Source organism: Janthinobacterium sp. UMAB-60 (genome assembly GCF_900095235.1).
Lineage (GTDB): Bacteria > Pseudomonadota > Gammaproteobacteria > Burkholderiales > Burkholderiaceae_D > Janthinobacterium.
In genome coordinates this window covers 251781-275318 of sequence record NZ_LT607485.1, presented here as the reverse complement: position 1 = coordinate 275318, position 23538 = coordinate 251781, and the positions used below count along the sequence as shown (strand labels likewise).

Here is a 23538-nt window from a genome sequence, read left to right as displayed (position 1 = left end):
ACACGGCGGGGTTCTTCAACCCGATAGGACACACATGGCACACACAATTCACGTTGACGTGGTTTCCGCTGAAGAACTGATTTTTTCAGGCGAAGCAGAATTCGTCGCGTTGCCGGGTGAACAGGGCGAGCTGGGTATTTACCCACGCCACACGCCTTTGATTACCCGCATCCGTCCGGGCGCGGTCCGCATCAAGGTAGTCGGTCAGGCTGAAGAAGTATTCGTCTTCGTTGCCGGCGGCTTGCTGGAAGTGCAACCGGACACCGTGACCGTCCTGGCCGATACCGCGATCCGCGGTCACGACCTCGACGAAGCGAAAGCGCTGGAAGCGAAGAAGTTGGCGGAAGAAAATATCCACAACAAGGATTCGGGCATCGACTACGCGCAAGCGCAAGCCGAGCTGGCCAGCGCGATTGCGCAGCTGGCAGCGATCCAGAAGCTGCGCAAGCATTAATTTGCTCGCAAGCAGTAATACAAAAAGGCAGCCTGCGGGCTGCCTTTTTTTTCAGCAAACTGATTTCAGTCAAAATCAGCGGCGCTTGTCCTTGCCCCTTTCCAGTCCCGCCTTCAATATCGTCTTCCACTTGGCGCGCGCGGCAATGCGCTCGAGCGGCGTTGCCTCGCCACGGCGCGCGTCGCGCAGCAGCTTGTGATAATTGCGCAGGCGGTCCCCATCAACAGCGCCGCGCACGGCGCAACCGGGTTCGCTGGCATGCTGGCAGTCGCGGAACTGGCAGGTGGACGCCAGTGCCGCGATGTCGTCAAACGTGGCGGCCAGGGTCTGCGCATCGGCATCGGCCTGCCAGCTGCGCAAGCCCGGCGTGTCGATGATGCAGGCGCCGTGCGCGCACAGGTGCAGCGAGCGGGCCGTCGTCGTATGCCGGCCACGCCCGTCGCCGTGGCGTACGCCGTTGGTCGTTTGATCCACCGCGCACAGGGTGTTGGTCAGGCTGGACTTGCCGGCGCCCGATGAACCGAGCAGCACCAGGGTCTGGCCGGCGCCCAGCCAGGGGTCCAGGATGGCCACGTCATATGCATGGCGCGTATCGACGGCAAACAGCGGTACGTGGGGCGGCAGGCGCTGTCTCAATTGCGCCAGCTTGCCCGGCACGTCGTCGGCCACGTCAGCCTTGCTCAGCACCACCACGGGGCTGACCTGGGCTGACAGCACGATGGCCAGATAACGTTCCAGGCGGCGCGGATTAAAATCCGCATCCAATCCCATCACCAGCAAGGCCGTATCGACATTGCTGGCGAGCCGTTGGCGGCGGCCGTCATTGCCGCGCCGGGCGATCTGCGTGACTGGGGATAAGTGCGCCGTTATCCACAGCGTGCCGTGAAGATCGTGTTCAGCGGCGATCCAGTCGCCGACCGTGAGGACGTCGTCCTGCGCCTGCAGCGCGTGCAGCAGGCGCGGCAGGATCTGCGCCGGGTGTTCCTTGGTGCCGTCGTGCACGCCGATGCTGTCGCGATGCACGGCGCTCACGCGCAGCAGTTGTGCGGCGGGGGAAGAGATGTCGAGTTGGGTGGCTGCGCTGGCGATGGCCTGCTGCAGCCCGATAAGGCGTAGTTGCGCAAAATCGAATGCGATCATGGTAGCGTGATTCCAGATTCTGTCGTCCGCGTGCGGACGTGTAGCCTGCGCGTGCAGGCACCGCCAGTCGCGATGACTGGCACGAAAGAAGGGGGATGTCGGCTACGCGATCACGCGTATGGGCAATAGCGGGCTAAGGGTCTTAGCGGGAAAAACAGTGATCAGGCAGCCGACAGCACGGCAGTATCCGAATGGCGCATGTTGTCACCTCCTGAGGTGTGAGGGAAAACGCCAGTGTGCCAGCGGCGTACGCCGCCGTCAACCTCAGCTGCACATGCCGTAGGTCGGATTAGTCCGCAGGGCGTAATCCGACACATTGTTGGCGCGATTGTTGAATTAGCTGCACATGCCGTAAGCCTGGCGCTCGGGGAAATAGCGATACGTAAACGTGCGCACCGGGTAGCGCTTGCCGCCGACGAGCATGTCGGGCATCGACAGATCAAAGCGCTGCGGCAGCTGGCGCGGCAGTTGCAGGCGCAGCCGCCACTGGGTTTCTTTGCTGCTGCCGACGGCGGAAAACATGATGGGCAGCGTTTCGATGACGTCGACGATTTCCGCCTTGCGGTTCATGCCGCGCTGGTAGATGGTCAGCACCTTCGCCTCGGCGAACGGTTCCTTGTGCGGTTCTTCCAGCAGGAAGGACAGGCGCGTAAAACTGGCTTGCGTACCGACGGGCAAGGTGAAGATCAGCGCCAGTTCCGTACCGCCTTCCTTCAGGGTGACGGGTGGCGTGGCATACACGCTGATACCGCGCGGCAGCTCGAAGCGCGAACCTTCCGTCCACGTCTTGCACTCGGGCGTGGTGGCCTGGTACAGGCTCGGCGCCGTGTAGTCGTCACAGGCGGAAACCAGTAGTAGCAGGGGCAGGGCGAGGAGGGCGGAACGGCGCATGGGAGTCACGGTTGGGATATGAGCCGACAGTGTAAGCGATCCCCACGCGATCCACCAGCGACGCCAGGCCTACCCGGGCGGGGCGCGCCGCACGGACTGCAGCTGGCAGTGCGCCGCCTGCAGCGCGTCCTTGATGACGTCGAGCGCCAGCTGCGGCCGGGCCGCGCCGCACATGAAGATGTCGACGGCGGCAAAGCTGCATTCCGGCCAGGTGTGGATGGAAATGTGCGATTCGGCCAGCAGTACCACGCCCGTGACGCCCTGGCCTGCGCCAAAGCTGTGGAAATGGCTGTGCAGCACCTGCGCGCCGGCCGTAGTGGCCGCTGCGCGCAGCAGGCGTTCGAGCGCGGCGGCGTCGCGCAGGCATTCGGGCGCGATGCCGGACAGGTCGGCCAGCAGATGGATGCCCAGGGGCAGATGCGGTGTGGCTGTCATGCTTACTTGTGGCTGCCGCCGCTGGAGCCGCCGCCATAGCTGCCGCCGCCGCTGCCCGTGCGCGAACTCCAGCTGCTGCCGCTGCCGCTGCCGGCTACCTTGAACATGCGCACCCAGTTGGCGGCCGTGACGGAAAACGTCACCATCAGGGCATAGATCACATATTTACTCATGGGGGATTCTTTGCATTCTTGTCGAGGAAAACGGCGGGCAGGAACAGCGCCAGGCAGCCCAGCAAACTCCACATCAAGGTGCTGGAGAACGAGACAAACATCGGGATCGCATTCAAGACCAGCACGATGACGATGAAGACCTTGGCGATGCCACGGTGGCTCAGTTTAATATTTTGTACCTTGGCGCCGCCGTGGAAGGCGGCGCCGAACCAGGCGGCCATCTGGTCATAGGCGACGGGTACGGAGCGCGACCACGTCATTTCCTCGCCGGTGAGCTCCGCCGCCAGCTTGGTCTGTCCCTGCTCGAATTCAAACACGCGCGTGCTGTCGCCGACGGCCACCTTCCAGTTGAAGGCACCCGCCGCATACACGACCTGCGAGCCGTAGTCATACAGTTTGCGGTAGGTGGCGCCATCGAGCGTGCAGCTGGCGGCGTCCAATGACGCCCAGTTGGGCCAGTTCGGCAGCACGTTCGAGCGCGACCAGCCGTCGTCCGTCTCCACCAGCCAAAAGAAGCCGGCGCGCGCGTTGTACAACAGGTATTCGTTCCATTCGCTGCCTTCGTCGTCGGCGCGGCGCATCATGCCGATGACCGTGAAGTCGGCATTGCTGATCTTTGCGCTGGCGCCCAGCTCCAGCGTGATGTCGGCGTTGTCGTGCACCTGCTTGCCGATGGCCAGCACCTGCGCTTCCGGGCCGCTGGCGTCGAGCTGCGCGTGGCAGGCGGGACACACCAGCTGCGCCGCCGCGCCTGGGACGTACTTGATGCCGCTGCCGCAGGACGGGCAGTCGAGCGCATCGAGCTTGCCGCGGTACTTGCCGGCACTCTTGGCAATCGCATCGTCGTCGCGCAGCAGCTGGCACTGCAAGCCGTCCAGGGTGACGGCAACGCCCTGGTAGACGACCGGTTGCGGGCCATCCGTGTAATCGAGCGTGATAAAGCTCGCGTAGTTGCGGAAGTCCGCCACCTGGATGCGCCAGCCCGCGCCCACCTTGAACGGCAATTCGCCCTGGCCGGCGATGCATTCAGCATTGCGGATCTCGGCTGCCGTGTACGGCTCGCCGCAAATCGTATAGCGCTTGCCTGGCGCCAGCTCGCCAAAGACGGGTAAGGTGCCTTGCGTGCTGCGCTCACGCGTCAGCGTGTACAGGCCGGACGAGTCGCCCAGCCAGGCCGTGCTGGCGTCGTCGAACAGCAGATACCATTCGTTCCACATGCCGGCGCTGTAGCGCTGCTGGATGCGCCCGACGACGGTGAAGTGCAGGCCGTCGTGCACGCCGGCCGTGCCGATCTGGATTGGCGAATAGTCTTCCAGGACGGCCGACATCTTGCCCACGTCCCTGACGGAATCAGCGTCCTTGAGGATGGTGCTGTGGCAGTACTCGCACACGGCGAGCACGGAAGCGTGCGAGCGGAAATGGACTTCCGCGCCGCAGCTGGGACAGGAAACAGTTTGCATGCAGTCGTATTTCGCTCTAATCAGCCGATCAGTTTCTTCAGCAGTTCCGCTTTCGCGCCGTCATAGTCGGCCGCCGAAATCAGTCCCTTGTCCAATAAACCCTTGAGCTTTTCCAGGCGCGCCTCGATCGGTTCTTGCGCCGGAGCCGGCGCCGGTGCGGGCTGTTGCAACGCATTGCCCATCCCCTGCGCCATCACCTGGCCAATCGACAAGCCTGCCCCCAGGCCCGCGCCGATGCCGGCCATGCCGCCTTCGTTCTGCGCCGCTAGCGGGATCGCGTTGGCGACCTGGAATTTGGTGTACCCGCTCATCTTGTCGGCGCCCAGCCCGCCCTTCATGCCGGCCGAGATGCGCTCGTCGAGCGCCGCCTGCAATTCCTCGGGCAGGCTGATGCTGGCCACGTTGAATTCATCGAGGCCCACGCCATAGCGGGCAAACGCCTGCGCCAGGCCATCCTTGACCTCTTGCGCCATCAGCGCCTGGTTGGCCGCCATGTCGAGGAAGGGCACATTCGCACCGCCCAGCGAGCTGGCCATGCTCGACATCAGAATGCCGCGCAATTGATCTTCCACCTCGTCGCGCGTATAGACTTCGCGCGTGCCGCTGATCTCTGTGAAGAAGGTGCGGGCGTCGGCGATGCGGTATGAGTACATGCCGAAGGCGCGCACGCGGATCATGTCGAAATCCTTGTCGCGGATGGTGATCGGCTGCGGCGTGCCCCACTTGCGGCCCGTCTGCACGCGGGTGCTGAAGTAATACACGTCGGACTTGAAGGGCGAGTCGAACAGCTTGTCCCAGTTTTTCAGGTTGGTCAGCAGCGGCAAGGTCTGCGTCGTCAGCTTGTGCGTGCCGGGACCGAAGACGTCGGCGATCTTGCCTTCATTGACGAAGACGGCGACCTGCGATTCGCGCACATTCAGGATGGCGCCGTTCTGGATTTCGAAGTCCTGCATGGGAAAACGCCAGGCCAGTACGCCTTCCGTTTCTTCGTTCCACTGCAGTACGTCGATAAACTGCTTCTTGATAAAGCTGCCGAGGCTCATGATGGATATCCTTGAATAAGATAAAACGGTGTCAGGAAATGCAGGCGGCGTTGATGGCGCCGATCGACAGGGAAATGGCGCCCAGCAGGCCGCCGAAGGCGCTGTTGTTCGATTCGATCTGGTCCTTCGACATGCGCAGCAGGCGCGTGGTGACCACATAGGCGAGCAATTGCACCACCATGGCGCCGAAGGCCCAGGCGAAGAACTGCTGGTAGTCGGCCGTGTGCATCAGGGACGAGGCGATGGTGGCGGAAAAGCCCAGCAGCGCGCCGCCCAGCGACAGGGCCGCCGCCTGGTTGCCCTGGCGGATCAGCAGCACTTCGTTATACGGCGTGACGCGCGTGTAGATGATAAAAAATATAATCAACAGCCCGGCGGCCAGTAAAAGATGGATCAGATAGTTTAGGATGGCGGGCACGGCTTTCCTCGCAATGAGTATTTGATAACGTCAACGCATATTAGAACAAAAAAAGTCCAATGAACAAAAAGATTCTGATCTTGTCCGTCTTCGTGGTCGCCTCCTGCGGCCTCGCGTATGAGCTGATCGCTGGCGCCATGTCCAGCTACCTGCTCGGCGACTCCATCCTGCAGTTTTCCACCATCATAGGCTGTTACCTGTTCGCCATGGGTGTGGGTGCTCACTTTTCCAAGTATGTAAAGGACGACGATGTGCTCTCGCGCTTCGTCGACATCGAACTGGCCGTGGGCTTGATCGGCGGCCTCTCGGCCGCCATCCTGTTCATGACGTTTTCGTGGATGGCGGCGCCATTTCGCACCTTATTGTATGTGATGGTGTTCCTGATCGGCGCACTGGTCGGCATGGAAGTGCCGCTGGTGATGCGCGCGCTGAACACGCGGCAAACCGAATTTTCCGAACTGGTCAGCCGCGTGCTGACCTTCGATTATCTGGGCGCGCTGGCCGTCTCCCTGCTGTTTCCGCTGGTGCTGTCGCCCTACCTGGGACTGGTGCGCACGGGCTTTTTGTTCGGCATGCTGAATGTGGCCGTCGGCCTGTGGAGCATTTACGTGTTTCGCGCCGAGCTGAAGAACCTTACGGGGCGCTTCCTGCGCGCCTGCGCCGTGCTGCTGCTGCTGGTGACCGGCTTTGCCATGTCTGACCGCATGGTGGAGTGGGGCGAGCACGGCCTGTTCGGCGACCAGATCGTGTATTCCACCACCACGCCCTACCAGCGCCTGGTGATCACGCGCTGGAAGGACGATACGCGGCTGTACATCAATGGCAACCTGCAGTTTTCCTCGCGCGACGAGTACCGCTACCACGAGGCGCTGGTGCACCCCGTGCTGGAAGCGCTGCCGTGGGCGCGCCGCGTGCTGGTGCTGGGCGGCGGCGATGGCCTGGCGCTGCGCGAAATCCTGCGTTATCCCCACATCGAACACGTCACCGTGGTCGACCTGGACCCCGCCATGACGGCCGCGTTTACCACGCGCCCGGAGCTGGCAAAGCTGAATAACCATTCGTTCTCGGACAAGCGCGTCACCGTCGTCAATGCCGATGCCGCCGTCTGGCTGCGCAACAACGGCGACATGTTCGACGCGGCCATCGTCGACTTTCCCGATCCCTCCAGCTTCGCGCTCGGCAAACTGTACTCGGTGCCGTTCTACGACCTGGTGAAAAAGCACCTGGCGGCCAAGGGCTTGATGGTGGTGCAATCGACGTCGCCGTTCTTTGCCCCGCACGCCTACTGGACCATCAATTCGACCCTGCGCGAAGTGGGCATGCGCACCTGGCCTTACCACGCCTACGTGCCCTCGTTCGGCGAATGGGGTTTCATCCTCGCCTCGCCCCAGCTTGACTACACACCGCCGACGACATACCGCCTGCCGATGCGCTACCTGAATGCGGACACCACGCGCGAGATGTTCATCTTCCCGCCCGACATGCAGCCGCTGCCGATGGCGCCGAATCGCTTGAATACCCAGTCGCTCGTGCATGAATTCGAGCAGGACTGGAACCGGGTGATCCGCTGATGCAGCGCCGCTCCTTCATGCTGTGGGCCGCCGGTGGCACGGCGGCGGCCGCCGCCGGCATCGGCAGCATCGCCGCGTATCTGCGCTGGCAGGAAATTACGCCCAAGGTGCTGTATCCGGGCCGCAGCGAGGGGCACTATTTGCGCAAGCTGCTGCGCGAGCGCGCGGCGCTGCCGCCGCCATCGCGCACCTTGAGCACCGACGTGGCCATCCTCGGCTCCGGCATCGCCGGCCTGACGGCGGCCTGGCGCCTGAACAAGCTGGGGCACCAGGATTTCCTCATGATCGACGGGCCGCAGCCGTATGGCAACGCGGCCGGCGGCCACTTCGGCGACCTGGCCTATCCGACCGGTGGCCACTACTTGCCGCTGCCTTCGCCCGAATCGACCCATGTGCGCGAGATCCTGTTCGACCTGGGGATTATCCAGCGCGATCCGCAGGCGGAAAAGCCATATTATGACGAGCGCTACATCCTGCACGCGCCGGAAGAACGATTGCTGTTCAACGGCCAGTGGCAGGACGGCTTCATTCCCACCGAAGGCGTGCCGCCCGAGGAACTGGCGCAGCATGCGCGCTTCTTTGCGCAGGTGGCGCAGCTGCGCCAGGCGCGCGGCAATGACGGCAAGCGCGTCTTCGTGTTCCCGACCATCGAGTCTTCGCAGGACCCGGCCTGGCAGGCGCTCGACGCCATCACCTTGAAGCAGTGGATGGAGCGCGAAGGCTATACCTCGCCCACGCTGCACTGGTATCTGAATTACTGCTGCCGCGACGACTACGGCACGCGCTACGACCAGGTCTCGGCCTGGGCCGGCCTGCATTACTATTGCAGCCGCTGGGGCCAGGCGGCGAATGCGGGCAATGGCGCCTGGCTGACCTGGCCCGGCGGCATGCAACCGGTCGCCACGGCCATGGAGCAAGCATCAAAAGTGCGGCGCCATTCCGGCACGGTGGTCTCGCTCACCACGACAGCAAATGGCGTGGAAGCGCTGTGCCTGGAACTGGTCGACGGCCAGCCACGCACCTATCTGGTCCGCGCACGCAAGGCCATCTGCGCCATGCCCTTGTATGTGGCGGCGCGCGTGGTGCCGGACATTGCCAGCTACGGCTTTGATGCGAAGCTGCACACGCCCGCGTATGCGCCGTGGATGGTGGCGAATTTTTTACTGAAACGCTTTCCCCACGAACTGCCGCATGCGCCCCTGTGCTGGGACAATGTGGTGTACCAGGAGCCGGGCCTCGGCTATGTTGTCTCGACGCACCAGGACATCCGCGTGCGCCCGCCCGAGAAAACCGTCTTCAGCGCCTACGTGGCCCTGTCCGACCGCACGCCGCAGCAAGCGCGCAAATGGCTCGATACGGCCACGCCCGAGCAATTGCTGGCGCTGGCCAGCGTCGATTTAAAGACGGCGTATGGACGCGATTTTGCCAGCTGCGTCGAGCGCGTCGACATCACCGTGCGCGGCCACGCGATGGCGGCACCGTTGCCGGGGTTTCGCAGCAACGCGGGCTTGAAGGCGCTGCGCGAGCACGATGGCGCCATCCTGTTCGCGCATGCGGATTTGTCGGGCTTTTCCGTGTTCGAGGAAGCGGCGTGGTGGGGGGATCGCGCAGCGCGATTGGCCGCCAACGTCTGACATAAGCTACTGCGCGTCGCAATTTGCGGCCTGCGATGCTCACTGTGCTAAAGCACAGCTGCGCTTCTCAGCCACAACTTGCTGCCGCTCGCTACGCTTTTGTCCGACGTTATATATAAAAAAGGCCGGCGCGAACGCCGGCCAGAGCCCCCTAAGGCTCGAACCTGTGCTTCCTTGTTCTTCTCATTTATTTTTATTAATGACGTCGATGAAGACGGCGGCCAGCAGCACCAGGCCCTTGATCACCTGCTGGTAATCGATGCCGATGCCCATGATGGACATGCCGTTGTTCATCACGCCCATGATGAAGGCGCCGATGACGGCCCCCATCACCTTGCCCACGCCACCCGAGGCCGAGGCGCCGCCGATGAAGCAGGCGGCGATCACGTCCAGCTCGAAGCCCGTGCCCGCTTTCGGCGTGGCCGTGTTCAGGCGCGCCGCGAAGATCAGCCCCGCCAGCGCGGCCAGCATGCCCATGTTGACGAAGGTGTAGAAGCTGACCCGTTCCGTCTTGATGCCGGACAGGCGCGCCGCCTTCTCGTTGCCGCCGACGGCATACACGCGGCGTCCCAGCACGGTGCGGTTGGTGATGAAGGTGTAGGCGACGATCAGCAGCGACATCACGGCCAGCACGTTGGGAAAGCCGCGGTACGACGCCAGCAGGTAGCTGAAATACACCATCACGGCGGCGAAGATGGCGTTTTTCAGCAGGAAGAAGGCGCGCGGCTCGTTTTCCATGCCGTGTTTCAGTTGCTTGGCACGGCTGCGCAGCGAAGTGATGATCAGCGCCGCAGCGGCGATCACGCCCAGCAGCAGCGACAGGCCGCGCAGATTCTCTCCGCCGAACGGATCGGGCAAAAAGCCCGAGCTGAGCATCTGGAAGCCTTCCGGGAAAGGGCCGACCGACTGGCCTGCCAGCAGCGCCAGGGTCAGGCCCTTGAACACCAGCATGCCGGCCAGGGTGACGATGAAGGACGGGATCTTGAAGAAGGCGACGAAATAGCCTTGCGCGCCGCCGATGACGGCGCCGGCCAGCAGGCAGAGGATGCTGGCGGCGACAAAGTTCATCTCGTAGTTGACGATCAATACCGCCGCCAGCGCGCCGACGAAGCCGACCACCGAGCCGACGGACAAATCGATATGGCCGGCCACGATCACCATCAGCATGCCCAGCGCCATGATGACGATGTAGCTGTTTTGCAGCACCAGGTTCGTCAGGTTCAGCGGCTGCATCAGGGTGCCGTCGGTCATGTACTGGAAAAAGCCCATGATGACGATCAGCGAGAGCAGCATGCCGTAGTCGCGCATATTGTTCTTCAAAAAGCCGGCATAGCTTTTCGCTTGCGGCGCGGCCGCTGGCGCGCCGGCCGCCGTTCCCGCTGTCAGTTTATTGTCCATTGTTTTCTCCGTGTGTAACGATCGCGCGCATGATGCGTTCCTGCGATGCTTCTGCCGCGCTCAGTTCTGCCGCGAAGCGGCCTTCGTTCATGACATAGATCCGGTCGCACATGCCCAGCAGCTCCGGCATTTCCGAGGAAATCATGATGATGCATTTGCCTTCGGCCGCCAGCTCGCTGATGATGCTGTAGATCTCGTACTTGGCACCGACGTCGATGCCGCGGCTCGGTTCGTCGAGGATCAGGATGTCGGGGCGTGAAAACAGCCACTTCGCCAGCACCACTTTCTGCTGGTTGCCGCCGGACAGGTTGACCACCTTCTGCGCCACGCTCGAGCAACGGGTCTTGAGCTTGCGGCGGAACTCCTCGGCCACGCCGAATTCACGCTGCTCGTCGATCACCATGTGCCTGGAAATCGCGTCCAGGTTGGCCAGGCTGGTGTTCTTCTGGATGTCTTCCTCGAGGATCAGGCCCAGGCTCTTGCGGTCTTCCGTGACATACGCGAGGCCATGCGCGATCGCCTTGCCGATGGTGCTGACGTCGATCTCCTGGCCATTCTTGAGCACCGTGCCGCTGATGCGCTGACCGTAAGCGCGTCCGAAAATGCTCATCGCCAGTTCCGTGCGCCCGGAGCCCATCAAGCCGGCGATGCCGATGATCTCGCCCTTTTTGGCGTGCAGGTTGATGCCCTTGATGACGGGGCGGTCGGCATGCTCGGGATGGAAGACGCGCCAGTCGCGCACTTCGAAAATGGTCTCGCCGATGGTAGGCGTGCGCGGCGGATAACGGTCGGCCATCTCGCGCCCGACCATTTTTTCGATGATGCGGTCTTCGCTGACGGGCTCCGTGCGGCAGTCGAAGCTGTCGACCGTGTTCCCGTCGCGCAGCACCGTGATGGCATCGGCGACCCGTGAAATTTCATTGAGCTTGTGCGAAATCAGGATCGAGGCGATGCCCTGGCGTTTCAGGTCCAGCAGCAGGTCGAGCAGGGCCGCGCTGTCGCTCTCGTTCAGGCTGGCCGTCGGCTCGTCGAGGATCAGCAGCTTGACGTCCTTGCACAGCGCCTTGGCGATTTCGATCAGCTGCTGCTTGCCTACGCCCAGGTTGGTGATCAGGGTGTCAGGCGACTCCTTCAGCCCGACTTTGTGCAGCAGTTCGCGCGTCTTCGTTTGCGCGTATTCCCAGTCGATGACGCCCATGCGGGCCGGTTCGTTGCCGAGGAAGATATTCTCGGCGATCGACAGCTGGGGCACCAGCGCCAGTTCCTGGTGGATGATGATGATGCCGATTTCTTCGCTGTCCTTGATGCCGCGGAAGTGCCGCGTCTGGCCCAGGTAATCGATGTCGCCCGTATAGCTGCCATGGCCGTAGACGCCGCTCAGCACTTTCATCAGGGTCGATTTGCCGGCGCCGTTTTCGCCGACGATGGCGTGGATCTCGCCGCTGCGTACCCGCAGGTTGACATTGTCGAGCGCCACGACGCCCGGGAATGTTTTGCGTATCCCGCGCATTTCCAGGATAGTGTTCGTCATATAACCTCTCTGGCACGGCCGCGCTGGTGGGCGCCGGTCGTGCGGCAGTCTTGTTCTGGATCGTGCGTGAAGCGAAAGGCCCGGCAGCGCCGGGCCTTCAGTACCTTGGATGCTTATTTCACTTGCGCTTCCGTGTAGTAGCCGCTGCCGGTGACGAGCACCTGCTTCCAGTTCGCCTTGTCGACGGTGACGGGTTTCAACAGGTAGGACGGCACGACTTTCACGCCGTTGTTATAGGTCTTGGTATCGTTGACGGTCGGTACCTTGCCCGACATCATGGCGTCGACCATGTTCGCCGTCACCTTGGCCAGTTCGCGCGTGTCCTTGAACACGGTCGATGCTTGTTCGCCGCGGATGATCGATTTCACCGACGGGATTTCCGCATCCTGGCCCGTCACGACGGGGAACGGCTGCTTCGGCGTGCCGTAGCCGACGCCCTTGAGCGAGGACAGGATGCCGATGCTCAAGCCGTCATACGGCGACAGCACCGCATCGACCCTGGCATTGCCGTAGTAGGCGCTGAGCAGGTTGTCCATGCGCGCCTGCGCCACGGCGCCATCCCAGCGCAGCGTGGCGACCTTTTCCATGCCCATCTGCTTCGAGCGCACCACCAGCTTGCCGCTGTCGATATACGGTTTCAGGACCGACAGCGCGCCGTTGTAGAAGAAGTGCGCGTTGTTGTCGTCTGCCGAGCCGCCGAACAGTTCGATATTGAACGGTCCCTTGCCTTCCTTGAGTTTCAGCGCCGATTCGATATAGCCCGCTTGCAGCACGCCGACCTGGAAGTTGTCGAAGGTGGCGTAGTAATCGATGTTTTTCGTGCCGCGGATCAAACGGTCATACGAGATGACCTTGATGCCCTTGTCTGCCGCCTTTTGCAGCACGTTCGACAAGGTGGTGCCGTCGATGGCGGCGATCACCAGCACCTTGGCGCCCTTGGTGATCATGTTTTCCACCTGCGCCAGCTGGTTCGGGATATCGTCGTCGGCAAACTGCAAGTCCGTCTTGTAGCCGCGCTCCTTGAATACCTTGACCATGTTGTCGCCGTCGGCGATCCAGCGCATGGACGATTTGGTCGGCATCGAGATGCCGATGGCGCCCTTGTCGGCGGCGCTTGCTACGGGCATTACCGCCATGCCGGAGATGGCCAGCGCCAGGCTCGCGGTCAGCATTTTCATTGTTGTTTTCATTTCAGGTCTCCACCGTCTTCGATAGTTGAATGTGCCAGGGCCGTCGTCCCACCGGGCGGGCTCCGTGCGGATGGCCGATTGCAGGCCACGGCTGATACTAGTTTGTCCATCCATCCCTCACCAATCACTTTTTTCGCATCGGTGATATCCAAAACGGTATCAATCGGCCAATTGATGCAATGCGCCATGGCGCCCCTTCCCGCCCGCTGACAGGGCGGAAACGGGGGCCGGGCCGCAGCTTTTTTTGGTGCGCTGCAATACCAATAATCATCATTCAATTTGGTGATTTTCGTAATTGCGGCGACACAGGGCGGCGCGCAGAATCGGTCCGGACTTGAAGACCGGCCATCCCGTCACGACCTTTTGAAAGCATGCCATGCAGCCGATTTCCCCCGCTTCCCTGTTGCCCGCCGACCTGGCGCAGGCCCTCCTTATCGGCCGCATCTGGCGTGACGGCCCTTGCGTCGTCGCCGTGCGCGGCGGCGAGGTAGTCGACATCACGCAGACGGTGGCGACGGTGGCCGAGCTGTTCGAACGCAGCGATGCGCTCGATATCGCCCGCCATGCGCCCGGTATCGCGCTCGGTTCCGTGCAGGCGCTGCTGGCGCAAGCGCTGGCCGCACCGGCAGGCGAGCCGCTGCTGCTGGCGCCGTGCGACCTGCAGGCCGTCAAGGCCTGTGGCGTGACCTTCGCCGTCAGCCTGCTGGAACGGGTGATCGAAGAACAGGCGGGCGGCGACGCGGCACGCGCCGCGAGCCTGCGCACTGCACTGCAAACAACCCTGGGCAGCGACCTGTCGGCATTACAACCCGGCTCGGAGGCGGCGCAGCGCCTGAAACAGCAGCTGCAGCAGCGCGGCGCCTGGTCGCAATACATGGAAGTGGGTATCGGCCCCGATGCGGAAGTGTTTACCAAGGCGCAGCCGATGTCGTCGGTGGGCTGCGGCGCGCAGGTGGGCTTGCTGCCATCGTCCGCCTGGAACAACCCCGAGCCCGAGATCGTCCTGGCCGTCAACAGCCGCGGCGAGGTGCTGGGGGCGACCTTGGGCAACGACGTCAACCTGCGTGATATCGAAGGGCGCAGCGCCCTGTTGCTGGGCAAGGCCAAGGACAACAACGGCTCCTGCGCCATCGGCCCCTTCATCCGCCTGTTTGACGAACACTACACGCTCGACACCGTGCGCCAGGAGGAAGTGTCGCTGCTGATCGAAGGCGCGGACGACGGCTTTGTGCTCGAAGGCGCCAGCTTCATGCGCGAGATCAGCCGCGATCCGCTCGACCTGGTGCGCCAGGCGGCAGGCCAGTACCACCAGTATCCGGACGGCTTCATGCTGTTCCTGGGCACCATGTTCTCGCCCGTGAAGGACCGCGGCGCGCAGGGCGGCGGTTTTACCCATCACCTGGGCGACCGCGTGACGATTGCCAGCCCGTCGCTGGGCGCGCTGGTCAACGACGTGCAGCGCTGCGATGCGATCCCTCCCTGGACGTTCGGCGTGCGCGCGCTGTATCAGAACCTGGGCCAACGCGGCTTGCTTTGATCCGATTTTTTTAAAAGAGAGACACCATGCAGCATGCAACTTACCCCAGCCTGGCAGGCCAGCGCGTCGTCATCACGGGCGGCGGCACCGGCATCGGCGTGGCCATCGTCGAGGCGTTCGCGCGCCAGGGCGCCCACGTCACCTTTCTCGACATTGCCCACGAAGCGTCGCGCGCGCTGCAGGATAAGCTGGCACACCTGCCGCAGCCGCCCGTTTTCCGCTATTGCGACCTGACGGACCTGGGCGCCCTGGCCGCCACCTTTGCCGAGATCAAAAACGCCAGCGGTGGTACCGATATCCTTGTCAACAACGCGGCCAATGACGACCGCCACCAGTTGCAGGACGTGACACCCGCCTACTGGGACGAACGCATGGCCGTCAACCTGCGGCATCAGTATTTCTGCGCCCAGGCAGTGGCGCCGGCCATGCGCGCCAAGGGCCGCGGCGTGATTCTCAACCTGGGCTCGATATCCTGGCACCTGGCGCAAGCGAACCTGTCGATCTACATGACGGCGAAAGCCGGTATCGAGGGGCTGACGCGCGGCCTGGCGCGCGACCTGGGCGTCGACGGCATCCGCGTCAACTGCATCATTCCCGGCGCCGTGCGCACGCCGCGCCAGGAGCGGCTGTGGCATACGCCGGAAGCGGAAGCCGTGATCCTGCAGGGCCAATGCCTGCAGACGCGCGTGGAGCCGGAAGACGTGGCGGCGCTGGCGCTGTTCCTCGCGTCCGACAATGCGGCCAAGTGCGCCGGACGCGAATACTATGTCGACGCCGGCTGGTACGGCGCATGAACAATCCAGCCCAACGCCCGGCGCGGCGCTTCCGCTCGCAGGACTGGTTCGATAATCCCGAGCACATCGACATGACGGCGCTGTACCTGGAGCGCTTCATGAACTACGGCATCACGGCCGAGGAGCTGCGTTCGGGCCGGCCCATCATCGGCATCGCGCAAAGCGGCAGCGATATCAGTCCCTGCAACCGCATCCACCTGGAACTGGCGCAGCGCGTGCGCGACGGTATCCGCGACGCGGGCGGCATCCCGATGGAATTTCCGCTGCACCCGATCTTCGAGAACTGCCGCCGTCCCACGGCCGCGCTGGACCGCAACCTGGCCTATCTGGGCCTGGTGGAGATTTTGTATGGCTACCCGATCGACGCCGTGGTGCTGACCACGGGCTGCGACAAGACCACGCCGGCCCAGCTGATGGCCGCCGCCACGGTGGACATTCCCGCCATCGTGCTGTCGGGCGGTCCCATGCTCGATGGCTGGATGGATGGCGAATTGGTGGGGTCCGGCGCCGCCATCTGGAAGGGCCGCCGCCAGCTGTCCGCCGGCTTGATCGACAACGACAAATTCCTGCAGATCGCCGCCGCCTCGGCGCCGTCGGCCGGTCACTGCAACACCATGGGCACGGCATCGACCATGAATGCGCTGGCGGAAGCCTTGGGCATGTCGCTGACGGGCTGCTCGGCCATCCCCGCGCCTTACCGCGAACGGGGCCAGATCGCCTATGCCACGGGGCGCCGCATCGTCGAACTGGCGCATGACGACGTGCGCCCGTCGAGCATCCTCACGCGCGAGGCCTTCCTGGACGCCATCATCGTCAACGCGGCCATCGGCGGCTCCACCAACGCCCAGCCGCACCTGATGGCCATGGCGCGCCATGCGGGCGTGGCATTGCACTCGAGCGACTGGATGGAGCATGGTTACGACGTGCCGCTGCTGTTGAACATGCAGCCGGCCGGGAAGTATCTGGGCGAGCGCTTTCACCGCGCCGGCGGCGTGCCTGCCGTGATGTGGGAGTTACAGCAGGCGGGCTTGCTGCACGCAGATCGCTTGACGGTCACGGGCCAGACGATGGCGGCCAACTTGCAAGGCCGTGAAAGCGCGGACCGCGAGATGATCCGCCCGTTTGCCGCGCCGCTGAAGGAAAAGGCGGGCTTTCTGGCCCTGCAGGGCAACCTGTTCGACTTCGCCATCATGAAGACCAGCGTGATCTCGCCCGCTTTCCGCGAGCGCTACCTGTCGCGCCCCGGCAGCGAGGGTGTGTTCGAGGCGCGCGCCATCGTCTTTGACGGGTCAAGCGACTATCACGCGCGCATCAACGAGCCGGCCCTGGCGATTGACGACAGCTGCATGCTGGTCATGCGCGGCGCCGGTCCCGTGGGCTGGCCCGGTTCGGCCGAAGTGGTCAACATGCAGCCGCCCGACGCGCTGCTCAAGGCGGGCATCCTGAACTTGCCGACCCTGGGCGACGGGCGCCAGTCGGGCACCTCGGACAGTCCCTCGATCCTGAACGCCTCGCCGGAAAGCGCCGTGGGCGGCGGCCTGGCGCTGCTGCGCACGGGCGACATCATCCGCGTGGACTTGAACGCGGGCCGCTGCGACATGCTGGTCGATGCGGCTGAGCTGGCGCGCCGCGCGCAAGAATTGCCGCCGCCCGTCAACGACAGCGCCACGCCGTGGCAGGAGATGTACCGCGCCAGCGTGGGCCAGCTGGAAACGGGCGCCTGCATGGAGCTGGCGCTGAAATACCGCGCCGTGGGACAAACGCTGCCGCGCCACAACCATTAGCAGGCAGGTCGGGGTAGGTCGGGTTAGCGCTCCGCGCGTAACCCGACACCACCACAGACATAAAATTTTTCAGCAGCACCCGCAGTTAAAAAACGTTGTTAATAAAATCCACAAGGAGACACACAATGAACAAGATCATCAGTGCAGCCATCATGACCGCCATGCTGGCGTTGAGCAGCAGCGCCGCCCTGGCCGACGCGAAAAACCCGAAGATCGGCTTTTCCATCGACGATCTGCGCGTCGAGCGCTGGACGCGCGACCGCGATTTCTTCATCGCCGCCGCCGAAAAGCAGGGCGCCAAGGTCTTCGTGCAGTCGGCCGACGCCAGCGAGCAGCGCCAGATTTCGCAGATCGAGAACCTGATCTCGCGTGGCGTGGACGTGCTGGTGATCGTGCCGTTCAATGCGACAGTGTTGAACAACACCGTCAAGGAAGCGAAAAAGGCCGGCATCAAGGTGCTGTCGTATGACCGCCTGATCCTGAATGCCGATATCGACGCGTATATCTCGTTCGACAACGAGAAAGTGGGCGAGATGCAGGCCGAAGGCGTGACCAAGCTGCAGCCGAAGGGCAATTACTACCTGCTGGGCGGTTCGCCCACCGACAACAACGCCAAGATGCTGCGCGAAGGGCAGATGAAGGTGCTCAAACCGTTCATCGACAAGGGCGACATCAAGATCGTCGGCCAGCAGTGGGTGAAGGACTGGAGCGCCACCGAAGCGCTGTCCATCGTGGAAAACGCGCTGACGGCCAACGGTAACAAGATCGACGCCATCGTCGCCTCGAACGACGGCACGGCTGGCGGTGCCATCCAGGCCCTGGCCGCGCAAAAACTCGCTGGCAAGGTGCCGGTTTCGGGCCAGGATGCCGATCTGGCGGCGGTGAAACGCGTCATCGCTGGCACGCAGTCGATGACCGTCTACAAGCCGTTGAAAACCATCGCTTCGGAGGCGGCCAAGCTGGCCGTGCAACTGGCGCGCAATGAAAAGCCGGCGTACAACTCCAGCTATGACAACGGCCTGAAAAAAGTCAGCACGGTGCTGCTGAAACCAACGCCGCTGACCAAGGCGAATGTGAACATTCTCGTCGATGACGGTTTTTATACCAAGGCGCAGCTGGGTAATTGATCACCCGCTTGATGTCGGCTTACGCGCTGCGCGCTAAGCCGACCTACGATTGCCTGCATCGGCCGTTATCCGACAATCGCCGGCTCCGGAAACGCCGGTTGTGGTGTCGGCCGTCCGCATCGACCGTAGGTTGGATTAGCGACGCCTTGGCGTCGCGTAATCCGACATTTCCCCCCGTATCCGCAACGAGAGTGAGCATGTCCGACTATCTGCTTGAAATGAAAGGCATCGTCAAACAGTTTGGCGGTGTCCGCGCGCTTGACGGCATCGACCTGCAGGTGCGGGCCGGCGAGTGCATCGGCCTGTGCGGCGAGAATGGCGCCGGCAAGTCGACCCTGATGAAGGTGCTGTCCGGCGTGTACCCGCACGGCACCTGGGATGGCGAGATCCTGTGGGATGGCCAGCCCCTGCGCGCGCAATCGATCCGCGACACGGAAGAGGCGGGCATCATCATCATCCACCAGGAACTGATGCTGGTGCCGCAGCTGTCCGTGGCCGAGAATATCTTCATGGGCCGTGAGCTGACCCTGCCCGGTGGACGCATGCATTACGCGGCCATGTACAAGCGCGCCGACGAGCTGCTGCGCGAATTGAAAATACCCGAGCTGAACGTGGCGCTGCCGGTCATGAACTATGGCGGCGGCCACCAGCAGCTGGTGGAAATCGCCAAGGCGCTCAACAAGAATGCGCGCCTGCTGATCCTCGACGAGCCGTCGTCGTCGCTGACGGCGTCGGAAATCGCCGTGCTGCTCGATATCCTGCGCGCGCTGAAAGCCAAGGGCGTTACCTGCATCTACATTTCGCACAAGCTCGATGAAGTGGCGGCCATCTGCGACACCATCGTCGTCATCCGCGACGGCAAGCATATCGCCACCACGCCGATGGCGCAGATGAATGTGGAACGCATCATCGCGCAGATGGTGGGCCGCGAAATGAGCCAGCTGTACCCACAGCGCTCGCCTGAGAAAAAGGGCGCCATCGGCGAGGTGCTGTTCGAGGCGCGCCACGTGACGTGCATCGACGCCGACAACCCGCAGCGCAAGCGGGTCGACGATGTGTCATTTACCCTGCGCCGTGGCGAGATCCTCGGCATCGCCGGCCTGGTGGGGGCGGGGCGCACGGAGCTCGTCTCGGCCCTGTTCGGCGCCTATCCGGGGCCGTGCCAGGCCGAAGTGTGGCTCGATGGCCGCCGCATCGACACCTCGTCTCCGCAAAAAGCGATTGCCATGGGCCTGGCCATGGTGCCGGAAGACCGCAAGCATCACGGCATCGTGCCGGACCTCGACGTGGGACAGAACATCACGCTGGCCGTGCTGGAGCAATTCGCGCGCGCCACGCGCATCGATGGCGAGGCGGAATTGACGGCCGTGCGCGGCGAGATCGCGCAGCTGGAACTGAAGGCGGCCAGCCCGTCGCTGCCCATTACGAGCCTGTCGGGCGGCAACCAGCAAAAGGCCGTGCTGGCCAAGATGCTGCTGACGCGCCCGCGCGTGCTGATCCTCGACGAACCCACGCGCGGCGTCGACGTGGGCGCCAAATATGAAATCTACAAATTGATGCTGGCGCTGGCCGACCGGGGCGTGGCCATCATCATGGTCTCGTCGGAACTGGCCGAAGTGCTGGGCGTGTCCGACCGCGTGCTGGTGATGGGCGAAGGCCGCCTGCGCGGCGACTTTATCAACGATGGCCTGAGCCAGGAAACCGTGCTGGCGGCGGCGCTGGACCAGCGTCCGGCGCCCGCCGCCAACACCGCAAACAAGGAACCCGCAGCATGAAACCGCACAGTATCAAACAGCTGTTCACCCAATACAAGATGCTGGCCCTGTTGATCGCCGTGGCGCTGATCTGGGCCTTCTTTTCATGGAAGACGCAGGGCAGTTTCCTCACGCCGCGCAACCTGTCGAACCTGCTGCGCCAGATGTCCGTCACCGGCATCCTCGCCTGCGGCATGGTGCTGGTGATTATCGCCGGCGAGATCGACCTGTCGATCGGCTCCCTGCTGGGCCTACTCGGCGGCATCGCCGCCGTGCTGGACGTGACGCAGCACTGGCCGCTGGCGCTGAACCTGGCGGCGGTACTCGGCTGCGGCCTGGTGATCGGCCTGCTCAACGGCTACCTGACGGCGTACCGGGGCATCCCGTCCTTCATCGTGGGACTGGGCGGCATGCTCGCGTATCGCGGTGTCCTGCTGGGCATCACGGGCGGCATCACGATCGCCCCCGTCTCCGAGCCGATGGTCTACCTGGGGCAGGGCTACCTGCCCGCGGTGCCCGGCATCGTGCTGGGCATCGGCCTGTTCCTGCTGGCCGCCTTCCTGACGTGGCGCGCGCGCGCCAGCCGCGCGCAGCATGGCTTGCCGCAGACGGCGCCCTGGGCCGACGGCTTGCGCCTGGCCGTCATCGGCGCCGTGCTGTACGCCTTCGTGCAAACCCTGAACGGCTATGAAGGCATCCCGTTGCCCGTGCTGCTGTTGTTGGCGCTGCTGGGACTGTTCAGCTATATCACCAGCCAGACCGTGTTCGGCCGGCGCATCTACGCCGTCGGCAGCAATATGGAAGCGACGCGTTTGTCCGGCATCAACGTCAAAGCCGTCAAGCTGTGGATCTTCGGCATCATGGGCCTGATGTGCGCATTGGCTGGTCTGATCAACACGGGCCGCCTGGCGGCCGGTTCGCCGTCGGCCGGCACCTTCAGCGAACTCGATGCCATCGCCGCCTGCTTCATCGGCGGCACCTCGATGCGCGGCGGCTCGGGCACCGTGTACGGCGCCCTGATCGGCGCGCTGGTCATGGCCAGCCTCGATAACGGCATGTCCATGCTGGACGTGGACACCTACTGGCAGATGATCGTGAAAGGCAGTATCCTCACCCTCGCCGTGTGGGTCGATGTCAGCACGCGAGCGGGGCGTCGTTAGCCGTGAAACGATCTGGCACGGGAGGAGACACCATGAAGATGCCGACCGCGCACCGCATCGCGCTGCTGTTTAACGGGAATAAAATCTACGACCGCGACATCATCGCGGGCATCGCCGCCTACCTGAACACCACGCGCGTGTCGTGGGACCTGTTCCTGGAAGAGGATTTCCGCTGCCGCCTGCCCGGCATCGAACGCTGGCAGGGCGACGGCATCATCGCCGATTTCGACGATCCCGCCGTCTGCGCGGCGCTGGCAAACAGTCGCCTGCCCGTGGTGGCCGTGGGCGGCTCGTATGCGCGCGCCGAGGATTACCCGGCCGGCATCCCCTACGTGGCGACCGATAATTTCAAGATCGTCAAGCTGGCCTATGAACACCTGGTGGAAGCGGGCTTGACGCGTTTTGCCTGTTTCAGCCTGCCCGAGGCGGACGTCAACCGCTGGGCGCAGGAGCGCGAAACGGCGTTTTGCGCGCTGATGCAGCGCGATCACATGCGCGCCGACGTGTACCGGGGCGTCGCCACCAGCGCGCCCGCGTGGGATGAAGCGGTGGAGCAGCAGATCGCCTGGCTCAACAGTCTGGAAAAACCCGTCGGCATCATCGCCGTCAGCGACGCGCGCGCGCGCCAGCTGCTGCAGGCGTGCATGCATGCGGGTATCGCCGTGCCGGAGCAAGTGGCCCTGATCGGCATCGACAACGACCCGCTGGCGCGCATGCTCACACGCATTCCCTTGAGTTCCGTGATCCAGGGCACCGAGGAAATGGGCCGCACGGCGGCGCATTTGCTGCACCAGATGCTCAATGGCGCGCGCCTGTCCGGCACGCGCATCCTGGTGCCGCCGGCCGGCCTGAACGTGCTCGCGTCCACCTGTCACCAGCCCTTCCAGCATCCGCAGGTGATGCAGGCGCGCCACTTCATCCGCCAGTACGCCTGCCAGGGCATCAAGACGGAGCAGGTGGCCGATTACGTGGGCGTGTCGCGCTCCTCGCTCGAAGCGCACTTCCGCCATGAGCTGGGGCGTAGCGTGCACGACGAGATCCTGCATTTCAAGCTCGATGCGGCCAAGACCCTGCTGGCGCGCGGGCCGGGCCAGGTGGCCGAGGTGGCCGTGCGTTGCGGCTTTACCACGGTGCAGTACATGCATGCCGTCTTCAAGCGCGAACTCGGTTGCACGCCGCGCGAATTCCAGCAGCGCAGCCAGCCACCGCCATGACGATTTTTACCTTGCACAACGCGCGCGGCATGCGCGTGGCCATCGACGCGCACGATGCCAGCGTGCGGGCCTGGTGGGCCCCCGACCGCTATGGCCGCCTGGCCGATGTGCTGGGCGCGGCGCCCCCTGCGGCGCGTGCGCCCACAATCTGGCAGTGCGCGCCGCCAAACGATGGCCACCTGCTGCTGCGCCTGATGCAAGACGGCCTGTCGGTGCGCCTGGCTTACCGGCTTGACGACGATGGCAGCCTGCACCTCGACTGCGCCGCCACGGCCGATGCCATTTCCCGTTTTGCGCTTGCCGCGCCCCGCTTCAATCTGCAGGGCCACCATGCCAGTGTGGGCGAGCATGTGCTGCGCCTGGCCGCCGATCGCTATTGGCCGGGGGGCCGCACGGGCGATACGCCGCTCGATGTGGCGGGCAGCGCGTTTGACTTCCGCCAGCCGGCGCCGCTCGCATCGCGCCTGGCCTGGCCCGCGCTGGTGAACTTGCCGGGATTTGGGCATGACTTTTACTGGACGGGCAGCGGCCAGCTGCGCGAGGTGGCGCGGGTGGTCGATCCCGCTTCCGGCCGGGTCTTGCGTTTTTCCAGCACCCAGGACAGTTGTCACCTGTACTCCGACGCGCGCTGTTTTTCCCTGCTGGCGCAGGGCGTGCAATTGCAGCCGGGACAGGTGATGCGCTTCCAGCTCGCCTACCGTTTGGGCGTGCAGGATCTCGACGCGTTTGACATATCCGAACCGGTATCAATGATGTCAAATAAGTGATTGGTCAGATATGCGGGGCAGTTCTACCATGGGGTAGTTTTTCCCTCATTTATTTTTGCTCTT

At 63.7% G+C, this 23538-nt stretch carries 21 protein-coding genes; 11 read left to right on the top strand and 10 right to left on the bottom strand.

The genetic code is table 11. The features are described from left to right. Positions 1 to 34 precede the first annotated feature (34 nt). Entirely contained in the window at positions 35 to 454 is a 420-nt protein-coding gene (locus K0F86_RS09230) for a F0F1 ATP synthase subunit epsilon (protein WP_096232958.1), read from the top strand. A gap of 75 nt (positions 455 to 529) precedes the next feature. Here K0F86_RS09230 and rsgA read toward each other — a convergent pair whose 3' ends face one another. The 7 genes from rsgA to K0F86_RS09195 form a co-directional block, all read right to left on the bottom strand. Next, positions 530 to 1594 carry a ribosome small subunit-dependent GTPase A gene (gene rsgA, locus K0F86_RS09225; RefSeq protein WP_219134110.1) on the bottom strand — a complete coding sequence of 355 codons (1065 nt, stop codon included), beginning with the start codon at positions 1592 to 1594 and terminating at the stop codon, positions 530 to 532. 336 nt (positions 1595 to 1930) lie between these two features. Further along, on the bottom strand, positions 1931 to 2485 hold the full coding sequence (locus K0F86_RS09220) for a hypothetical protein (protein ID WP_219134109.1): 555 nt from the start codon (positions 2483 to 2485) through the stop codon (positions 1931 to 1933). A gap of 69 nt (positions 2486 to 2554) precedes the next feature. Then, positions 2555 to 2920 carry an adenosylmethionine decarboxylase gene (gene speD / locus K0F86_RS09215; protein ID WP_219134108.1) on the bottom strand — a complete coding sequence of 122 codons (366 nt, stop codon included), beginning with the start codon at positions 2918 to 2920 and terminating at the stop codon, positions 2555 to 2557. A gap of 2 nt (positions 2921 to 2922) precedes the next feature. Beyond that, positions 2923 to 3093: a hypothetical protein gene (locus K0F86_RS09210; protein ID WP_219134107.1), complete on the bottom strand. Its 171-nt coding sequence runs from the start codon at positions 3091 to 3093 to the stop codon at positions 2923 to 2925. Further along, positions 3090 to 4553, bottom strand: a complete 1464-nt coding sequence (locus K0F86_RS09205; protein WP_219134106.1) for a DUF4178 domain-containing protein — start codon at positions 4551 to 4553, stop codon at positions 3090 to 3092. The genes K0F86_RS09210 and K0F86_RS09205 overlap by 4 nt, the downstream gene beginning before the upstream one ends. Before the next feature lie 20 nt (positions 4554 to 4573). After that, a complete protein-coding gene (locus K0F86_RS09200) occupies positions 4574 to 5596 on the bottom strand; it encodes an SPFH domain-containing protein (protein WP_219134105.1) in 1023 nt (340 codons plus the stop codon). Between the two features lie 31 nt (positions 5597 to 5627). Then, positions 5628 to 6014: a DUF350 domain-containing protein gene (locus K0F86_RS09195; protein WP_219134104.1), complete on the bottom strand. Its 387-nt coding sequence runs from the start codon at positions 6012 to 6014 to the stop codon at positions 5628 to 5630. Positions 6015 to 6073: 59 nt separating this feature from the next. Between K0F86_RS09195 and K0F86_RS09190 the strand changes: the two genes are divergently transcribed. Next, positions 6074 to 7585 carry a polyamine aminopropyltransferase gene (locus tag K0F86_RS09190; RefSeq protein ID WP_219134103.1) on the top strand — a complete coding sequence of 504 codons (1512 nt, stop codon included), beginning with the start codon at positions 6074 to 6076 and terminating at the stop codon, positions 7583 to 7585. Next, entirely contained in the window at positions 7585 to 9219 is a 1635-nt protein-coding gene (locus K0F86_RS09185) for an NAD(P)-binding protein (protein ID WP_219134102.1), read from the top strand. The genes K0F86_RS09190 and K0F86_RS09185 overlap by 1 nt, the downstream gene beginning before the upstream one ends. Before the next feature lie 183 nt (positions 9220 to 9402). On the opposite strand, the gene mmsB is transcribed toward K0F86_RS09185, so the two are convergent. From mmsB to chvE, 3 genes are all read right to left on the bottom strand, one after another. Beyond that, on the bottom strand, positions 9403 to 10617 hold the full coding sequence (gene mmsB, locus K0F86_RS09180) for a multiple monosaccharide ABC transporter permease (RefSeq protein WP_219134101.1): 1215 nt from the start codon (positions 10615 to 10617) through the stop codon (positions 9403 to 9405). Beyond that, complete coding sequence (mmsA, locus tag K0F86_RS09175) at positions 10607 to 12148, bottom strand: multiple monosaccharide ABC transporter ATP-binding protein (protein ID WP_219134100.1); 1542 nt, start codon at positions 12146 to 12148, stop codon at positions 10607 to 10609. Before mmsA ends, mmsB begins: the two co-directional genes overlap by 11 nt. A 113-nt stretch (positions 12149 to 12261) precedes the next feature. After that, on the bottom strand, positions 12262 to 13284 hold the full coding sequence (chvE, locus tag K0F86_RS09170; RefSeq protein WP_226939565.1) for a multiple monosaccharide ABC transporter substrate-binding protein: 1023 nt from the start codon (positions 13282 to 13284) through the stop codon (positions 12262 to 12264). A 430-nt stretch (positions 13285 to 13714) separates the two neighbouring features. On the opposite strand from chvE, the gene K0F86_RS09165 reads away from it, so the two are divergent. The 8 genes from K0F86_RS09165 to K0F86_RS09130 all read left to right on the top strand — a co-directional run bounded on the left by K0F86_RS09165 (position 13715) and on the right by K0F86_RS09130 (position 23475). Further along, on the top strand, positions 13715 to 14875 hold the full coding sequence (locus tag K0F86_RS09165) for a fumarylacetoacetate hydrolase family protein (RefSeq protein WP_219134099.1): 1161 nt from the start codon (positions 13715 to 13717) through the stop codon (positions 14873 to 14875). A gap of 26 nt (positions 14876 to 14901) precedes the next feature. Beyond that, positions 14902 to 15669: an SDR family NAD(P)-dependent oxidoreductase gene (locus tag K0F86_RS09160; protein ID WP_219134098.1), complete on the top strand. Its 768-nt coding sequence runs from the start codon at positions 14902 to 14904 to the stop codon at positions 15667 to 15669. Further along, positions 15666 to 17453: an IlvD/Edd family dehydratase gene (locus K0F86_RS09155; protein WP_219134097.1), complete on the top strand. Its 1788-nt coding sequence runs from the start codon at positions 15666 to 15668 to the stop codon at positions 17451 to 17453. The genes K0F86_RS09160 and K0F86_RS09155 overlap by 4 nt, the downstream gene beginning before the upstream one ends. A 152-nt stretch (positions 17454 to 17605) precedes the next feature. After that, the gene (gene xylF, locus K0F86_RS09150; RefSeq protein ID WP_099389834.1) at positions 17606 to 18580 is read left to right on the top strand and encodes a D-xylose ABC transporter substrate-binding protein; all 975 of its coding nucleotides are present in this window, start codon (positions 17606 to 17608) and stop codon (positions 18578 to 18580) included. Positions 18581 to 18777: 197 nt separating this feature from the next. After that, positions 18778 to 20355 (top strand): D-xylose ABC transporter ATP-binding protein, encoded by a 1578-nt coding sequence (gene xylG / locus K0F86_RS09145; RefSeq protein WP_219134096.1) that lies wholly within the window; start codon positions 18778 to 18780, stop codon positions 20353 to 20355. Further along, positions 20352 to 21494, top strand: coding sequence for a sugar ABC transporter permease (locus K0F86_RS09140; protein ID WP_100875092.1), 1143 nt, complete (start codon positions 20352 to 20354; stop codon positions 21492 to 21494). Before xylG ends, K0F86_RS09140 begins: the two co-directional genes overlap by 4 nt. A 32-nt stretch (positions 21495 to 21526) precedes the next feature. Further along, positions 21527 to 22708 carry a DNA-binding transcriptional regulator gene (locus K0F86_RS09135; protein ID WP_219134095.1) on the top strand — a complete coding sequence of 394 codons (1182 nt, stop codon included), beginning with the start codon at positions 21527 to 21529 and terminating at the stop codon, positions 22706 to 22708. Continuing rightward, a complete protein-coding gene (locus K0F86_RS09130) occupies positions 22705 to 23475 on the top strand; it encodes a hypothetical protein (protein WP_219134094.1) in 771 nt (256 codons plus the stop codon). The genes K0F86_RS09135 and K0F86_RS09130 overlap by 4 nt, the downstream gene beginning before the upstream one ends. The last annotated feature ends 63 nt before the right edge of the window (positions 23476 to 23538 follow it).

Coding starts and splice junctions, on each gene's coding strand:
- K0F86_RS09230 (WP_096232958.1), top strand. CDS start 35: ATGGCACACACAATTCACGTTGACGTGGTTTCCGCTGAAGAACTGATT.
- rsgA (WP_219134110.1), bottom strand. CDS start 1,594: ATGATCGCATTCGATTTTGCGCAACTACGCCTTATCGGGCTGCAGCAG.
- K0F86_RS09220 (WP_219134109.1), bottom strand. CDS start 2,485: ATGCGCCGTTCCGCCCTCCTCGCCCTGCCCCTGCTACTACTGGTTTCC.
- speD (WP_219134108.1), bottom strand. CDS start 2,920: ATGACAGCCACACCGCATCTGCCCCTGGGCATCCATCTGCTGGCCGAC.
- K0F86_RS09210 (WP_219134107.1), bottom strand. CDS start 3,093: ATGAGTAAATATGTGATCTATGCCCTGATGGTGACGTTTTCCGTCACG.
- K0F86_RS09205 (WP_219134106.1), bottom strand. CDS start 4,553: ATGCAAACTGTTTCCTGTCCCAGCTGCGGCGCGGAAGTCCATTTCCGC.
- K0F86_RS09200 (WP_219134105.1), bottom strand. CDS start 5,596: ATGAGCCTCGGCAGCTTTATCAAGAAGCAGTTTATCGACGTACTGCAG.
- K0F86_RS09190 (WP_219134103.1), top strand. CDS start 6,074: ATGAACAAAAAGATTCTGATCTTGTCCGTCTTCGTGGTCGCCTCCTGC.
- K0F86_RS09185 (WP_219134102.1), top strand. CDS start 7,585: ATGCAGCGCCGCTCCTTCATGCTGTGGGCCGCCGGTGGCACGGCGGCG.
- mmsB (WP_219134101.1), bottom strand. CDS start 10,617: ATGGACAATAAACTGACAGCGGGAACGGCGGCCGGCGCGCCAGCGGCC.
- mmsA (WP_219134100.1), bottom strand. CDS start 12,148: ATGACGAACACTATCCTGGAAATGCGCGGGATACGCAAAACATTCCCG.
- chvE (WP_226939565.1), bottom strand. CDS start 13,284: ATGGCGGTAATGCCCGTAGCAAGCGCCGCCGACAAGGGCGCCATCGGC.
- K0F86_RS09165 (WP_219134099.1), top strand. CDS start 13,715: ATGCAGCCGATTTCCCCCGCTTCCCTGTTGCCCGCCGACCTGGCGCAG.
- K0F86_RS09160 (WP_219134098.1), top strand. CDS start 14,902: ATGCAGCATGCAACTTACCCCAGCCTGGCAGGCCAGCGCGTCGTCATC.
- K0F86_RS09155 (WP_219134097.1), top strand. CDS start 15,666: ATGAACAATCCAGCCCAACGCCCGGCGCGGCGCTTCCGCTCGCAGGAC.
- xylF (WP_099389834.1), top strand. CDS start 17,606: ATGACCGCCATGCTGGCGTTGAGCAGCAGCGCCGCCCTGGCCGACGCG.
- xylG (WP_219134096.1), top strand. CDS start 18,778: ATGTCCGACTATCTGCTTGAAATGAAAGGCATCGTCAAACAGTTTGGC.
- K0F86_RS09140 (WP_100875092.1), top strand. CDS start 20,352: ATGAAACCGCACAGTATCAAACAGCTGTTCACCCAATACAAGATGCTG.
- K0F86_RS09135 (WP_219134095.1), top strand. CDS start 21,527: ATGAAGATGCCGACCGCGCACCGCATCGCGCTGCTGTTTAACGGGAAT.
- K0F86_RS09130 (WP_219134094.1), top strand. CDS start 22,705: ATGACGATTTTTACCTTGCACAACGCGCGCGGCATGCGCGTGGCCATC.